Below are 14,900 nucleotides of genomic sequence, written 5' to 3'. Positions count from 1 at the left end.
TCATAATAACACACCTAGCAACTATATATTACTAATTATCCCTTCTAATATAAATAAAATCTACAAAAAGAATAGGGTACTAGGTCCCTATTCTATCATTTAGTATTACTTTTATAATTGTCTCAATATTAGTACTGTGATAAAAGAAACTTTATTAACTTTCAAATTTAAAATCTAGAATTTTTGACAAAGCGTTTACATTACCTTTGAAGGGGAAACAAAGTAGTTTATTATCATCTTCAAATATCATAAAAAATGGTGCATCATGCTGTGGAATTATTATAAAAACATTATCTACAAGTGCGTTTAAACATTTCCCCTGTAACTTAACAGCAGGGTAAATTGGAACTCTAATTGCATACCCATCATCTGTAAGTGGTTTACTTTTTGGATATAAACTATCCACATCCTTTATCGAGCTTACAACCATATTATGAATTTCATCATTTAACTGAACTACCTTTACTACCTTATCTTGTTTTGGATCAAAAATTTGAACATATTTAAATCCTATAGCAGAAGCCACTGTTGAATGCACTAACATAACAAATAAGCACATAACTATTAATATTTTTTTACTCATAAACATCACCCATTATTAATATCCCCATAATAAATATAGTTATGTTATAATAATAATATTTTTATATTATCACATGTATTTCATTTTAATTTACTAATCTAAATTTTTAATCTCTTTTAATTCTTTTATAAGGTCTTTATATTTTAAATCTAACAGTTCCACATTGTCTTTTTTACTTGGCATTGAAATCTTTCCTAAAACTTCTGAAATTTTGTTTTCAATAATTAGCCTTCGATCTTTTTGATTAAAACCTTGTGATTCTTCATTTTGCTTTCGTAAATATTCATTATATCCGCCGCTAAAAGCTTCAATTTTATTGTTGCTTATTATCATTAAATGGTCCGCCACCTCACTTATAAATTTTCTATCGTGGGAGACAAATAATATTGTACCATTAAATTCTTTTAAAGCAGTTTCAATTGCTTCTGATGAATAAATATCAAGATAATTTGTAGGTTCATCTAGAATCAGCATATTTATATCGCTAGCGAATATTTTTGCAAAAGATACCTTTACTCTTTCTCCACCACTTAGAAAATTGATTTTTTTATGAATGTCTTCACCTCTAATCAAAAGCCTAGCCAACAGTATTCGTACAAACGTCTCATCATATACACTTTCCCTAATAACATTTTCAAGTATACTTTTTTCTTCATCAAGTATACTTAAATCTTGATTAAAGTAACCTATCTTTAAAGTACTAGAACTACTAATATTAGAATCTTTATCGATTATCATTCGTATAAGTGTACTTTTACCGCAACCATTATTTCCAATTAAAGCGACCTTCCACCCATTACCTATTTGAAAGTTTGCATTTTTAAATATTTTTCTACTTCCAAAATTTTTGCTAAGCCTACTTCCTTTAATCAAAATTTTGCTGTGTAGCCTTTCAGTTTTCTGTATATCAACTTTTGTCATATATATATCTAAAGGTTTATCCTTTATTTCTAATTTATTAAGCCTAGATTTAAGAGACTTTGCCGCATTGTCTACATTCTTTTCAGCCTTTTGATTTCCTAATCTATGAAGTCTTGCTTCAGAATTTCCCATACGCTTAGGCGTTTTTCTCATAGTATCCTTATGATGTTTCCTATCTACAATAGCTTCCTCAAGTCCTCTTTTATCTCGTATAAACTGAACATACTCAATGCTTTGTCTTTCCATTTCTAGTTGCTTGTGCTTTTTATAAAAACTGTAGTTTCCATTATATATTTTAATTTTTCCATTTTCTAATTCAATTATTTTATTACACAACTTATCTAAAAAAAATCTATCATGAGAAATCAGAACCAAAGCACCTTTATGGGCTAATAACTTTTCCTCTAAAAGTTTAATACCTTCAATATCTAAATTAGATGTAGGTTCATCAGCAAAAATTATATTTGTTTTTCCACTTAAGCTATTAGCAATTTTAAGTCTTGTCTTTTCCCCGCCACTCATAAAATTGCTGTGATTTATTGGCACTTTAAACAAGCTAGCCACTTGAGCCAAAGGCTTTTCATTAAAACTATAATCCATCTGAGTTATATAAGAATAACTACCATATATGTCCACGTAACCTTCGTCTGGAACTAACTTTTTTGAAAGAATATCCATTAAAGTTGTTTTCCCAGTTCCATTAAGTCCTACAATTCCTATTTTTTCCTTAGAATCAATCTCTAAATTCTTAATGTCAAAAAGTAATCTATCACCAAAACTTTTTTTAATATTTCTTATTTGTAAAATCAACATAAAAAAAACCCTCCTTTTTTCTGGAGAGAATAAAATTCGCACTAAAAAAACATATCAAAATAGAATTACTAAAGATTCCTTTAATAATACCAAAAAATATAAACCTAGTGTACCTCTATCCCATCCAAAACTATAAAATTAAACATTAAAAACAAACCCTTCAAAGGGTTTAAATTATCATGTTAACAAATTAGTCCATATAGATAAGATTAGATTCTCATTTCAGTCCACCATTTTCCTTCGTTTAATATTGTATATTATCTATAATATTATACATAAAGTTACATTGTGTCAATACATAATATCCTCTTAGGCTTGTAACATATAAAAATTCACTATACCAATACGCTTCACCATTCATGGCAGCGATATAATGTTGAAATTATATCTTTTTCATAGAGCATGCTAAAAAAGTATATATTGCGTAGAATGCGTTCCCTGCGCCTTAGTAATTCTTAATTCATTTTATTTTCGGTTGCATTTTTTAGTAACTGAAAACAAAATGAATTTTAGAATTACTTAGAGATGTGAACGCATCTCAGCAATATATACTTTTAGTTATAGCATGCTCTATGAAAAATTTAAAACTCATCTTTACTTCTTATCTTCCTCTTGTTCTTGCTTTTGATCTTCCTCTTGTTTTATGTCTTTATCTTCATCTTTGTCTTTGTCTTTATTTTTTATTTTGTCAATTACCTCTTTAAATGTCTCATCATTCATATTAACTATAGCAGTATCCTTAGGTATCTCCCTAGGTACAATTACTATTCCTAGCCTTTTATTCGAAGCCATATTACTATAATTTACATTTCTAAGATCTCCAAAGGGTTTCTTGATTTTTAAAGATAGCGAACTAAAATTTCCTTTAATTATATTAAAGATTTCTTCCTCAGCCTCTATCGCTTTACCATTAAGCTCAACTATCAAGTCTCCACTTTCAATTCCCATTTGAAAAGCAGGAGATTTAGGGGCTACCGCTAGCACCATAATTCCCTCATCACTACTGCTAAATTTAGGTTTCATCGTGAACTCCATATGCTTTTCTAGTCTAAGCATTGCCTCATGTACTACTGCCGCAAATATTAGAATAAAAAATTTATACGCTGTGCCTAGTACCGCGAGTTGTGCTACGGCTGTTAGCAATACTCCATAAACCATAATTAAAGCACCTGAAGTGAGCGTCTTTGCCCTCTTACTCTTAGTAAAAGTAATGCTACTATAACCTATGACTCCATACAATGCAATTGAGGCTATAACAGAATTCTTCACAATTCGATCTATTATCTCCCCTTTTATTAAATGTCTCCATTCAGGGATCATTACGCTCTGCCCAACCACTAAATTCGCTGAAGTTGCACTTAAAAGTATAAGTAACGCAATCGGTAACGCCCAGTATCTTTTTAATGCGAACCCACCAATAATTTTGTTGTCTCTGTTGGTAAATACAGGGATAGCTCCTCTTGAACCATCTATCATAACTAGACTTCCCTCTACAATATGTAATATTCCAACCAGTGTCATTAAAGTCAAAATATCAATATTTATAACATCTAATTGTGGCATATTTAATGTGTTTGCTGCATATTTAAACAATAAACTGGCTATACCTAGTACTGCACCAGAATAAGAAAAACAAATAAATCTAGGCTTAAATGCCATAAAAAATAACGAAACCATAAACAATAAATAAATGTTTGAGTTTTCATCAAAAACCAATCCTGCGTACGTAAATATTAGACTAGCTGCAGTCCCAGCAAAAATACCTATTACAATTTGAGAAATAGTTAATTCAAATGGTGAGTCTAAACTTTCTCCCATTATCATCTTCTGCATAGCAGCAATTTTCTTGTTTTTATTATAAAAAATCAATGCAATCATCATTAAAATAAACGCATTTGAAGGGTCTGCAATTGCATAAGCAACTGCTCTTAAAGTATGTATTGCAATCTCCATTGGATAAAATTCTCCTCCCATATTAATGAAGTTTATTAAGGTAATAGCCTCATTAACAAAAATGTTCTTAAAAACCAAATATCTACCATATTATTGGTAGATACTTGTTAATTATTAATTGATTTTATCCGTAGCTATCTCCAAAGCTTTTTTAAATTGTGGATCTAAAGCTCTATTATATACCTTCTCTTTAAGTGCTTGTGGATACACTACTGCAACTCCTGGTTTAATTCCAATATGCTGTATATTTTCACCATTTGGAGTATAATATTTTGATATAGTTACCTTTAATGCAGTACCATCATTAAACCCACTATTGCTTCCAGAAAGCATAGTTTGAACTATACCCTTACCAAAGGTTTTTTCTCCAACCAGTGTACCAACCTTATAGTCTCTTATAGCACCTGCAAAAATTTCTGAAGCACTTGCTGATCCCGAATCTGTTAGTACAGTTAATGGCATTCCTATTGCTATACCACCCTTTGACTTATACTCAATCTTTTTCTTGTTTTTGTCTATTGTGTATACTATATTTTTCCCCTTAGGTACGAAATTAGATGTTAAATCTACAACCTGATCTAAAAGTCCGCCTGGATTTCCTCTTTCATCTACTATTAAACTCTTCATTCCCTTACTTTGTAACTCTGCTAATTTTTTATTGAAATTAGCGGCAGTATGTTCATCGAACATTGTAAGTTGAATATATCCAATTTTATTTGGTAACATTTCACCCTTAACTGTTACTAAATCGATAGCAGCACGTTTCATATTAACATTAAAATTAGCTTTTCCTTTTCTACTAAGTGTTAATGTAACGGCCCCGCCTTCTTTACCTTTCATCATAGCAACTGCTTTTTCTAATTCTTTCCCAGTCACTTCAGTTGAATTAACCTTTTTTATGATATCCCCAGAAATTATTCCTGCCTTTTTAGCTGGTGAATCATCAAATGTTGAAATTACGACTATGTTATCGTCTTTAACTCCTACTTGTAGGCCAAGACCAGTGTAAGCCCCTTCTGTTTGAGTATTAAAATCTGTGTACTCTTTTTTGTTCATGAAAACTGTATAAGGATCATTTAAGGAATTAGTCATACCTTTTATAGCTCCCTCTACTAAAACATCATCACTAATTTTACCATCATAATACTGATATAATTTATTCCTGACTAAAAACAGTTTTTGAAACTTTAATACTTGTTCATAATCATCTCTTGCAATTATTACTTTACCGTTTGGGGTCCCTAAAGAAATCTGATTTGAAACAAACAAAGTTATACAATTAGTAATAATAAGTAAAACTACAATCCATATAATTTGTTTCTTTTTTCTCCCTTTAAATCCTTCACTATCATTTCTAACAGTTTTAAAACTATTAAACTTATTTTCATCACTCATTTTATACACCTCTTTGTGATTCTCTATATATTATTATGTAATTATATATAATTTATAACACTAATATTAAATAAACATATTTAACGACATTTTAGAAGGGAATTAATTCCCTTCTAAAATCGTTAGTTTTAAAGCTTCTACAAGCTAAACAGCTTAGTATGTTATTAAAATCCTTACAAAAAAGCTTTGATATTATACAATCAAGAACTTTCTTATTGATATAGAGCTTCCTAACGCTCCAATAATTAAGCCACCTAACATAAACTGCCATAAAGTTGTGCTCAATATAATATAAGGGTTAATTAATGTAATTCCAAGTACCGCACTAGTAACCTTCTCAAAAGCCAGTTTATAAGCATAATACAATACCCCAGTAGAAATAATTGCTCCTGATATGCCAAGAAGCATTCCTTCAATAATAAATGGCCATCTTATAAACCAATCAGTTGCACCAACGAATTTCATAATTCCTATTTCTTTTTTTCTAGAGTATACTGTAAGCTTAATTGTGTTTCCAATTAAAAACAAAGATACACTTACTAGTATTGCAAATAATACAATTCCTACAATTTTAAGAGTATTCGTTATTTTTATAACCTTATCAACGATTTCTCGTCCATCCTTAATTTTCTCTATACCTTTTAATCCAGTAGCAGCCTTAACAACACTGCTTATCATCTCAGGCTTTTCTACCTTTACAACATATGCAGTTGGAAAAACTTTTTCCAATCCTTTTGTTAAGGATTCGTTTTCCTTACCAAATTGTTTCTTTGCATTGTCTAGTGCATCATTCTTATCTTCAAACTTAATACTTGAAACTCCCGCTACTCCATTCAAAGTTCTTTCTATAGCTGACTTGTCTGATATCGTTACATTATCTTTAAGATAAACTGTAGCCTCAAGCTTAGACCCTAGTTCTTTAACCCCTGCATTAACATTAAAAACAATTAGCAAAAACACACCTAAAATAAATAAAGTAGCTGCCACTGTAGCCACCGACGCTATACTAACAGTTTTATTTCTTTTTAAACTCTTTAAAGCATCCATGATAAAATATTTAATTGTACTAATCTTCATAACCGTATCTTCCCCTCTGCTCGTCTCTAACTAGAACACCTTTTTCTATAGCGAGCACTCTCTTCTTCATAGCATCCACTATATTCTTAGCATGTGTTGCCATAACCACAGTGGTACCTGCTTTGTTAATGTCATTTAAAACATCCATAATTCCTAATGCAGTTTCTGGATCTAAATTTCCTGTTGGCTCATCTGCTATTAGCAAAGTGGGATTATTTACTATAGCCCTTGCAAGAGAAACTCTTTGTTTTTCTCCACCTGAAATTTCATTAGGAAAAGCCATATGTTTTTTCGACAGTCCAACTAAATCTAAAACATAAGGTACCCTTTTTCTAATATCCTTTGCAGAACATTCTGTAGCCCTGAGTGCAAATGCCACATTTTCATAAACATTTAGAGTATCAATCAATCTAAAGTCTTGGAAAACCACTCCAATTTTTCGCCTATAGTATGGTATATTCTTTCTAAGTATGCTTGTTATATCTACATCATTTATAATAACACTACCCGTAGTTGGTTCTACCTCTTTTAAAAGTATTTTAACAAAAGTGGACTTACCCGCTCCACTAGGTCCTACAAGGAATACAAATTCCCCCTTTTCAATAGTAATATCAATATTCGACAAAGCTATTACATTATTATCATAGATCTTAGTTACTTTTTTCACTTGTATCATATTAAAATCTCCTTACCACGTTTATATATTCATTACAGTAAAATCACTAATAACATTATAACATAATGACAATGCCTTAATAAATTTTAATATAAAAATTTCGTGAATATTCTTTAAATTATTATGTATTCTAGTAGAAAGCTCACCTTTATGCTAAGAAGTTTCTACATTATCTTATCATTGCTCTATTTTAACAACCCCTGTATAGTTCAATAAAATAGATAAGGGCATTAAATACCCTTATCTATTTTATAAACCTACACTTATTAAAAGTGCTGTATCTACTTTTTTCATATCACCATCAGTCATGTGACCAATTTTTTCTTTTAATCTTTTTTTATCCAATGTTCTTATTTGTTCCAGCAAAACCACAGAATCTTTGTTTAGACCATACTCTTCTGAAGAAATTTCAACATGAGTAGGGAGTTTCGCTTTATTTATCTGAGAAGTAATAGCTGCAATAATAATAGTGGGACTGTACTTGTTGCCAATATCATTTTGAAGTATAATCACTGGTCTAATCCCGCCTTGCTCTGAGCCTACAACCGGGCTCAAATCAGCATAAAATATATCTCCTCTTTTTACTATTGTTGTCATTTGACAAATCACTCTCCGAAAGCTTAACTTCGTATTCTTTAAACTCTTTAATATCTTTTTCAAAACCCATATTAGCTATTTTTAAATTTAATTCAGCCATTTCCAAATATCCTTGTTTCATTCTATCTATATAATTAAGTCTTTTCTTTTCCTCAATATATAGTATTATAGCTTCCCTAATAAATACACTTCTTTTTTTACAATCTTTTTTAAGTGCCTTATTAAATTTAATGTAAAGTTCCTCCGAGAGGTTTATTACTAATTTCTTTGAAGTCGACATAGAGAATTTAATACCTCCTATTTAGTAAAGCAACAATATGTATAAAATTATTATAATTCAATCTATGTCAATCTGTCAAAGAAATTATTCGTTTTTTCGCCTTTTTTCAACAAGTTATTTTACATAAAACAGACTATTTCACATGTAAAAGAGTATTATTATACATACTCTTTTATCTTTACAACTTCGCCTTCCTTGATGTATACTCTCGGAACTCTTTTGCCAATCATACAAACTATCTCATAACTTATAGTACCTATTAGTCCCCCGACAATGTCTGCATTAAATTTATTATTTTCGTCTTCGCCTATTAGTATAACCTCGTCCCCAACTTTTACTCCATTGATCCTTGTAATATCAATCATACACTGATCCATACAAATTTTTCCTATAACTGGAGCAAATTTACCTTTTATAATAACCTTTGCCTTTTGAAATAAAAGCCGTGTATATCCATCAGCATAACCAATTGGAAGTGTTGCTATAACACTTTCTTTATCTGTTTTATATTCTCTTCCGTAACCAACGCATTCTCCAGGTGGCAACGTTTTTATATGTACAACATTTGTTTTTAAAGTCATAGCCGGCAATAAATCTAATTTTTCCTTATTTACCTCATCCGACGGATAATAACCATAAATTATTATTCCTGGTCGTACTGCCTCATAATGGATTTCTGGTAAATCTATGATAGCCGCACTATTGGCAATATGTCTTGTGTTTATGTAAACTTTTTTTGCTTCTAATTTTTTATAAAACTCATCAAATTTTTTCACTTGGATATTAGTATATGTCTTATCTTTTTCATCTGCGGTTGAGAAATGACAAAAAATTCCCTCTATGATTACGTTAGGTAATAAACTTATCTTATATACTTCTTGTACACTTTCATCACTTGATAAAAAACCTATTCTACCCATCCCTGTGTCTAAAGCTATGTGTATTCTTGCTATTTTATTTTCGTCTTGGGCCATCTTTGATAACTGTTTTGCAAATTCATATGAAAATACAGTTTGTTCAATATTATATTTTAACAGATTGTCTATAAGTTCCGGTGGTGTAAACCCTAATATCATTATTGGACATTCTATGCCCGAGCGCCTTAGTTCCATTGCTTCACTTAACATTGCAACGGCTAAACTATTTGCACCATTTTCAAGGAGCACTGGAGCTACATCTACAGCCCCATGCCCATAGGCATCTGCCTTTACAACTGCCATAATTTTTTTACTTTTCGTTATTCGTCTAATCTCACGCATGTTATGTGCCAGTTTATCTAAATCAACCTCAGCCCATGCGGGTCTTAAATGTTTAAACATTACCTTCACCTCATTTGTTACTAAAATTTAATATATATTATGGAACATTAAACTCTTTAGGTTCAATCTTTAAGTTGGCAATAAAATTAGTATACGTTATATTAATTTTTTCTTTACCACTAGTATCGTAAATAATCATTTTCTCTGGCAACATACTTTTATTATTAACATATAAAAGTGCATTATTAATATTTTTATTATTACCAGGTATAAATAAATCAATTACTGTGTATTCAATATTATTTACCTTTTTAGTAACATATTTTATTTCCTCATTAGTATACAATAATCCTATGTATTCACCTATAAAACTTAGTTTAAGTACTTCATCAAAGCTTTTGCTTTGTACATATGACCTTCCATTATTTTTATCATTAATATAAATTTTATCATCGGATTTATATATAAACACTCTGTTTTTGTTTAACTCTAGTTTATATCCGCCTCCCTTTAAATAGGATTGTTTTACCTTATAATTAATTGTCTGCTTATCATTCTTTATATCCATGTTCATATTTGTAGTATAGCTATCCATGTTTTTTAAAAAGGTTGTAATATCATTAGTATCCTTTGGGGTTTTATCACAAGAAGTAAATAGAACCGAAGTTAAAACGAACAAAAGACTTAAAAATAATAACGATACTTTTTTCATTGTTATCCTCCTAGTATTTCTCTAGAGATACAACAATTATTATTGTTGCAAGCCTTGTTAGCTTACTCTACTACTTATATTATTACTAATGATTACATACTATTACTAAAATAATTAATTATAATAAATCAGATACCTTCTCTTTTTCCACAACTTCTTCATTTTTCTTTTCAACTTCTAATATAGCATAAGCGATTGCGCTTTCTTCCCCATGAGATATGCTAAGATGAATATTATATTGACCTTCTTTTTTAGCTATTAACTTTGCTTTTCCTTTTAAAATTACTACTGGCTTTCCAAGAGTTGTTCGATCAACTTCAATGTCTTTAAAATCAAACCCCCTAAAGCCTGTCCCTAAAGCTTTTGCTACAGCTTCTTTTGCAGCAAATCTTCCAGCCACATATTCAGCCCTTAAATTTCTACTTTTAAGATATTCTAGTTCTGAACTTGTAAAAATTTTTTCTAAAAACTTATTGTTGCTTTCCATTGCATGTTTTATCCGTCTGATTTCAACTATATCAGTACCTACACCTAGAATCATACTTATCAACTCCCACTTGTTAATCTATGTTTACAAATTTAAAGCTTTAGTAATGTATTATATTGCAATGGTAGACTGTTCTATTATAACTATGACCATTTCTAGTATTATACTCTATAATTCTGTAATTTTCCATTATACAAAAAAGAGAATAATCATCCTCTAAAGGTGGAATATTCTCATCAATATGTTAGGTCAAAATAAATTATTAACAAGAAGCTATACTTGCTAACACTTCATCAAAATCACTAGTATACTCATCAATATACTCACCCAATATGTCAATCATGTGAATAGGTGATACTGTATTATCGTATAATATTTTCAAAAGATTTTTAACTTTATACCTTTGGGGACTTATATTTTCTGCACAATCTCTTTGTATTCTTACAACTGTACCATTGATAATATCTTGCCTTTCTATTTCAATGCCATAAGCTTGTATTTCAGTAAGCTTACCATACATTGATACAGACATGTGACTTTTTACCAATCTGTAAGCATAATTATAATTCACTTCACCATCTGTTATTTTTCTATACAAATCTTCTATAATTACCATATGCGTTTGCCTCCCATACTTTCTTATGAGAATACAGTAACATTACTTTCAAAAAAAATATGTCATTTTGTGAAATACGTTTACATTATATTATCTCTTTTTAATGACAACTTCAACCCTATACACCCATAATGTCACGATTAAGAAAGAATAGCAATAGGTTAAGATTTATATGAGGTAGTTTATTTGTCGAAATTATAATAAATATAACTAAAAGTTTTTTATATAAAATTGAATATTCTTAAACAAATTATAATCGTTTTTTAAAAACCCCTTAATTCAATTCAAAATATTGTTATTTTGTAAATATTTATCACATTTAATTAAAATTTAACATGTTATTTTATTTATTTTTTAATTTAACTTTATTATTTGTAAATTTTATTTTTTAATTCATTCACCATTTTATGTCTATCAACACCAATATATCTACATAAATCCTCTAGTATTAATAGTGTAGCAATGACCATAGTACAATCCTCTTTGTTGTAATCCTCTAAGGCATATCGATTTATATATACAACCTTACTCACTTGCTTACAACTAATAGTTTTATATAATTCATTCAGCGTATCATATAGTATTGAATATGAAATTAAAATAAAATCTACTTTCGACTTTTCGGACCCATTAACCACTCCCCTAATAATCTTATTTAAAAAAGTATTCTTATAATATTCCAGCATTTTCAAATTATAATTATTCTCTATAAATTTGCCTACTACCCCCGCATCAATAAGTGTTATTTCACCCTTTGTATTAAAAAAAACACCAGCATCTAAAATCCCACTTTTTTCATTAATCTCTGAGAGTATTTGTTTCATCCTGTAATTGAAGAAACTAGTAAATTCACCCTTAGTAATAAAAGACTCAAGTTCCGTTGTAGCAACAACATAAACTAAGTCAGAAAAATTTTTATAAATCTTCTTTAAATGTTTTTTATCATTATTCTCCATATCACTCATAATCACATCTCTCTCTTCACCAAAATAAATTAATTGAGAACTCTCAATTATATTACATTTAGTGTGGCATAATACATATAAACTATACCAAATAACATAAAAATAAATACTAATAATTTTTTAAAAAAACATTTAAAATTTTTTATTTCTTAATGGAATTTCATGTTTTGAGCTCTGTTGCAAGGCACGCAGGAGAATTGGATACCGTTACTGATACCTTTACTTTAACGCCGCATCAATTCCCTCTGCCAAACCCTTTGCTAACTTATCTTGGTAAGATTCAGTTATGAGAAGCCTTTCTTCACTAGTATTCGACAAGAAACCCATCTCCACTAAAATAACAGGAACCTTAGACCAGTTGAATCCCGTCATATCATCTCTTTCAACAACGCCTCTATCATTCATTCCTACATCATTAATAAGATTTCTAAAAACTACTTGTCCATATTGTTTACTCAACTTATATATTGGATCTGTATTTTTAGTATCTGTAGGTACAAGCATTGATGCTCCACTAACAGATGAATTATCATTTGAATCTGCATGAATTCGTATAACTAAATTTGCCTTAGAATCGTTTCCGATCTGAGCCCTTGCAATATTCCCAAGCATTTGTTTATTCTCTGTCTTAGTCATTATTACAGTATATCCTTTTTTAATAAGCAAAACTTTTAGTCTAACTGCTACCGCCATATTAACCACATACTCAGGCGTTTTTGTATTAATTCCTTGAGCTCCACCTGGTTCCTTTATTTTCATTATAGTTGAACCTGGTGCTTGCTTTTCTTGCTCGAGGCTAGTAATACTCGCATGTCCTGGGTCTATAACGACTACCTTCGCCAAATCTTTCTGCCTTTTTAAAGATTCTTTATCTTTGTTAATTTTAAGCAGTGCCTTTGCATCTTTTACTGCCTCTGCTTCTTTTACTCCTTTTGCTTTCGCTAGTAACTTCTCATTAGCTATCTTATTCAACTTTTTATCTTGCTCATTTGTTTTTATAGCTTGTACTGATTTTTCATGTTCTTTTTTTATGTAATTTACTTTATATAATACTCCGCCTATAATAACAAGACACATAAAAGCTAATAATATTTTTTTAATTTTAATCATTTTACCCTCCTGGATTCTTTCTGTAAAAATAATGTATGTTCATTGTACCATTTCTTTATTAACACATATGATTTTTGCAGATCATCTTTAAATCTCATAAAATATGTTTTTCCATTAAATATCAATTTATACAAGTTATTGTCTTAATTATGTTATATATATTAAATGCCAATTATCTCATAGTATTAAAGAAAATAAAAAGCCTAAAATAATAAAAGTAAATATATAAAAAAAGGAGGACTTTTAATGGCTCACAATAACAATATGTACTATAATGACGATCGTTATAAAATTGAAAAAGCTAATGAACTAGAAATGCTTGAAAAGCATTCATATATAACCTCCTTTGAAAAATCAAATGAGGTTATAGTCAAACAGCAAAACAACAGTGACAAAATGAACGACTTTGTTTAACGACATTTTATTTTGTTATTAAAATTTACTATAAAAATAAAGCAAGCAAATCCCTAAGGAATTTGCTTGCTTTATTTTTATAGTATTATACCGCAAACTCTTCTTGTGGATTCAAAATGAATTTGTTAATAATAAATGCTACGCCATCTTGATCATTAGTTTTAGTTATAAAATTAGCAACTCTTTTAACCTCTGGATATGCATTTCCCATAGCAACTCCAAGTCCAGCATATTTAATCATATGGATATCATTACCTGCGTCCCCTATGCATATAACTTCTTCTTGTTTAATATTTAATTTTTCAGCAAGTGCTGCTACTCCCGCACCTTTATTAACTGATTTAGGGAGAAATTCTAAGTAGAAAGCTGCACTTCTAACTACTGTATATTTATCACTTACTTCCTCTGGTATTTTCCCCATTACATCTTCTATAACTTCTGGCTTGTCTACAAACATAACCTTAACTATAGTAGTACTTGCAGGTACATCATCTACAGCAATTATATCATTAGGAATATGATTCATTTCTGCTTCGTGTCTAGTGAATGTCGTGTCTTTTGGAGAAATTACCGAATCTTCCGTTAATGCATGTATATTAACATTTAGCTTTTTACTTAAACTATATATATATTTATAATCTTCAAGAGTTAATGTTGTTTTAGATATTATCTCATTACCTTCACAGTTCTGGACAAGTGCTCCATTAAATGCTACTGCATAATTATCCTCTGAAACTAAATTAAGTTCTTCTAGATATCTTTTAAATCCAATTAGAGGTCTTCCTGATGCCAGTACAACCTTAACTCCAATATCTTTTGCTTGTTGTATTGCATTAAAATTAGCTGGTGAAATTTTCTTTTCGCTATTTAATAAGGTTCCATCCATGTCTATTGCTATTAATTTATACATTTTTTACCCCCACGTAACCACTTTTCTTAAACTAACTATAGTATATCATAGAATTTTATAAGTAATGGATTACATGTTTTATAAACTTTAAATTGATTATATTTTCAGCTCAAAAAATGTCATCATTTAAAT

16 protein-coding genes are annotated in these 14,900 nt (G+C 29.8%); 1 reads left to right on the top strand and 15 read right to left on the bottom strand.

Annotated features, from left to right (window positions below):
• Positions 1 to 154 precede the first annotated feature (154 nt).
• The 14 genes from KPL54_RS00550 to KPL54_RS00485 all read right to left on the bottom strand — a co-directional run bounded on the left by KPL54_RS00550 (position 155) and on the right by KPL54_RS00485 (position 13,444).
• On the bottom strand, positions 155 to 583 hold the full coding sequence (locus KPL54_RS00550) for a hypothetical protein (RefSeq protein ID WP_216103745.1): 429 nt from the start codon (positions 581 to 583) through the stop codon (positions 155 to 157).
• A 93-nt stretch (positions 584 to 676) separates the two neighbouring features.
• A complete protein-coding gene (gene abc-f / locus KPL54_RS00545) occupies positions 677 to 2,317 on the bottom strand; it encodes a ribosomal protection-like ABC-F family protein (protein ID WP_216103744.1) in 1,641 nt (546 codons plus the stop codon).
• 594 nt (positions 2,318 to 2,911) lie between these two features.
• Positions 2,912 to 4,270 carry a PDZ domain-containing protein gene (locus KPL54_RS00540; protein WP_216103743.1) on the bottom strand — a complete coding sequence of 453 codons (1,359 nt, stop codon included), beginning with the start codon at positions 4,268 to 4,270 and terminating at the stop codon, positions 2,912 to 2,914.
• Between the two features lie 114 nt (positions 4,271 to 4,384).
• On the bottom strand, positions 4,385 to 5,665 hold the full coding sequence (locus KPL54_RS00535; RefSeq protein WP_216103742.1) for a S41 family peptidase: 1,281 nt from the start codon (positions 5,663 to 5,665) through the stop codon (positions 4,385 to 4,387).
• A gap of 192 nt (positions 5,666 to 5,857) precedes the next feature.
• A complete protein-coding gene (gene ftsX, locus KPL54_RS00530) occupies positions 5,858 to 6,742 on the bottom strand; it encodes a permease-like cell division protein FtsX (RefSeq protein ID WP_216103741.1) in 885 nt (294 codons plus the stop codon).
• Positions 6,732 to 7,418 (bottom strand): cell division ATP-binding protein FtsE, encoded by a 687-nt coding sequence (ftsE, locus tag KPL54_RS00525; RefSeq protein WP_216103740.1) that lies wholly within the window; start codon positions 7,416 to 7,418, stop codon positions 6,732 to 6,734. Before ftsE ends, ftsX begins: the two co-directional genes overlap by 11 nt.
• Before the next feature lie 249 nt (positions 7,419 to 7,667).
• Positions 7,668 to 8,015 carry a type II toxin-antitoxin system PemK/MazF family toxin gene (locus KPL54_RS00520; RefSeq protein ID WP_071614469.1) on the bottom strand — a complete coding sequence of 116 codons (348 nt, stop codon included), beginning with the start codon at positions 8,013 to 8,015 and terminating at the stop codon, positions 7,668 to 7,670.
• A complete protein-coding gene (locus KPL54_RS00515; RefSeq protein WP_171295691.1) occupies positions 7,975 to 8,295 on the bottom strand; it encodes a CopG family transcriptional regulator in 321 nt (106 codons plus the stop codon). Before KPL54_RS00515 ends, KPL54_RS00520 begins: the two co-directional genes overlap by 41 nt.
• Before the next feature lie 158 nt (positions 8,296 to 8,453).
• Entirely contained in the window at positions 8,454 to 9,614 is a 1,161-nt protein-coding gene (gene alr / locus KPL54_RS00510; protein ID WP_216103739.1) for an alanine racemase, read from the bottom strand.
• 37 nt (positions 9,615 to 9,651) lie between these two features.
• On the bottom strand, positions 9,652 to 10,266 hold the full coding sequence (locus tag KPL54_RS00505; protein ID WP_216103738.1) for a germination lipoprotein GerS-related protein: 615 nt from the start codon (positions 10,264 to 10,266) through the stop codon (positions 9,652 to 9,654).
• Positions 10,267 to 10,384: 118 nt separating this feature from the next.
• A complete protein-coding gene (gene acpS, locus KPL54_RS00500) occupies positions 10,385 to 10,807 on the bottom strand; it encodes a holo-ACP synthase (protein ID WP_216103737.1) in 423 nt (140 codons plus the stop codon).
• Positions 10,808 to 11,015: 208 nt separating this feature from the next.
• On the bottom strand, positions 11,016 to 11,369 hold the full coding sequence (locus KPL54_RS00495; RefSeq protein WP_216103736.1) for a DUF6514 family protein: 354 nt from the start codon (positions 11,367 to 11,369) through the stop codon (positions 11,016 to 11,018).
• Positions 11,370 to 11,737: 368 nt separating this feature from the next.
• Entirely contained in the window at positions 11,738 to 12,334 is a 597-nt protein-coding gene (locus KPL54_RS00490; RefSeq protein WP_216103735.1) for a hypothetical protein, read from the bottom strand.
• 219 nt (positions 12,335 to 12,553) lie between these two features.
• Positions 12,554 to 13,444: an N-acetylmuramoyl-L-alanine amidase family protein gene (locus KPL54_RS00485; protein WP_253203290.1), complete on the bottom strand. Its 891-nt coding sequence runs from the start codon at positions 13,442 to 13,444 to the stop codon at positions 12,554 to 12,556.
• A gap of 246 nt (positions 13,445 to 13,690) precedes the next feature.
• Here KPL54_RS00485 and KPL54_RS00480 point away from each other — a divergent pair, with 246 nt between their 5' ends.
• Positions 13,691 to 13,858 (top strand): hypothetical protein, encoded by a 168-nt coding sequence (locus KPL54_RS00480; protein ID WP_216103734.1) that lies wholly within the window; start codon positions 13,691 to 13,693, stop codon positions 13,856 to 13,858.
• An 85-nt stretch (positions 13,859 to 13,943) separates the two neighbouring features.
• Here the strand turns inward: KPL54_RS00480 and yidA are convergent, their stop codons facing one another.
• The gene (gene yidA, locus KPL54_RS00475; protein ID WP_216103733.1) at positions 13,944 to 14,768 is read right to left on the bottom strand and encodes a sugar-phosphatase; all 825 of its coding nucleotides are present in this window, start codon (positions 14,766 to 14,768) and stop codon (positions 13,944 to 13,946) included.
• Between the last annotated feature and the right edge of the window lie 132 nt (positions 14,769 to 14,900).

It is taken from the genome of Clostridium estertheticum, assembly GCF_018861295.1.
In the GTDB taxonomy this organism is placed as follows: domain Bacteria; phylum Bacillota; class Clostridia; order Clostridiales; family Clostridiaceae; genus Clostridium_AD; species Clostridium_AD estertheticum_D.
The sequence above is the reverse complement of the archived record's forward strand: the minus strand, read 5'-3'. Positions and strand labels throughout refer to the sequence as shown.

Excerpts from the sequence above, each read along its gene's own strand:
- KPL54_RS00505 (WP_216103738.1), bottom strand. The coding sequence starts at position 10,266 with ATGAAAAAAGTATCGTTATTATTTTTAAGTCTTTTGTTCGTTTTAACT.
- KPL54_RS00535 (WP_216103742.1), bottom strand. The coding sequence starts at position 5,665 with ATGAGTGATGAAAATAAGTTTAATAGTTTTAAAACTGTTAGAAATGAT.
- KPL54_RS00520 (WP_071614469.1), bottom strand. The coding sequence starts at position 8,015 with ATGACAACAATAGTAAAAAGAGGAGATATATTTTATGCTGATTTGAGC.
- ftsX (WP_216103741.1), bottom strand. The coding sequence starts at position 6,742 with ATGAAGATTAGTACAATTAAATATTTTATCATGGATGCTTTAAAGAGT.
- KPL54_RS00515 (WP_171295691.1), bottom strand. The coding sequence starts at position 8,295 with ATGTCGACTTCAAAGAAATTAGTAATAAACCTCTCGGAGGAACTTTAC.
- alr (WP_216103739.1), bottom strand. The coding sequence starts at position 9,614 with ATGTTTAAACATTTAAGACCCGCATGGGCTGAGGTTGATTTAGATAAA.
- KPL54_RS00550 (WP_216103745.1), bottom strand. The coding sequence starts at position 583 with ATGAGTAAAAAAATATTAATAGTTATGTGCTTATTTGTTATGTTAGTG.
- ftsE (WP_216103740.1), bottom strand. The coding sequence starts at position 7,418 with ATGATACAAGTGAAAAAAGTAACTAAGATCTATGATAATAATGTAATA.
- KPL54_RS00490 (WP_216103735.1), bottom strand. The coding sequence starts at position 12,334 with ATGAGTGATATGGAGAATAATGATAAAAAACATTTAAAGAAGATTTAT.
- yidA (WP_216103733.1), bottom strand. The coding sequence starts at position 14,768 with ATGTATAAATTAATAGCAATAGACATGGATGGAACCTTATTAAATAGC.
- KPL54_RS00485 (WP_253203290.1), bottom strand. The coding sequence starts at position 13,444 with ATGATTAAAATTAAAAAAATATTATTAGCTTTTATGTGTCTTGTTATT.
- acpS (WP_216103737.1), bottom strand. The coding sequence starts at position 10,807 with ATGATTCTAGGTGTAGGTACTGATATAGTTGAAATCAGACGGATAAAA.
- KPL54_RS00495 (WP_216103736.1), bottom strand. The coding sequence starts at position 11,369 with ATGGTAATTATAGAAGATTTGTATAGAAAAATAACAGATGGTGAAGTG.
- abc-f (WP_216103744.1), bottom strand. The coding sequence starts at position 2,317 with ATGTTGATTTTACAAATAAGAAATATTAAAAAAAGTTTTGGTGATAGA.
- KPL54_RS00540 (WP_216103743.1), bottom strand. The coding sequence starts at position 4,270 with ATGGAGATTGCAATACATACTTTAAGAGCAGTTGCTTATGCAATTGCA.
- KPL54_RS00480 (WP_216103734.1), top strand. The coding sequence starts at position 13,691 with ATGGCTCACAATAACAATATGTACTATAATGACGATCGTTATAAAATT.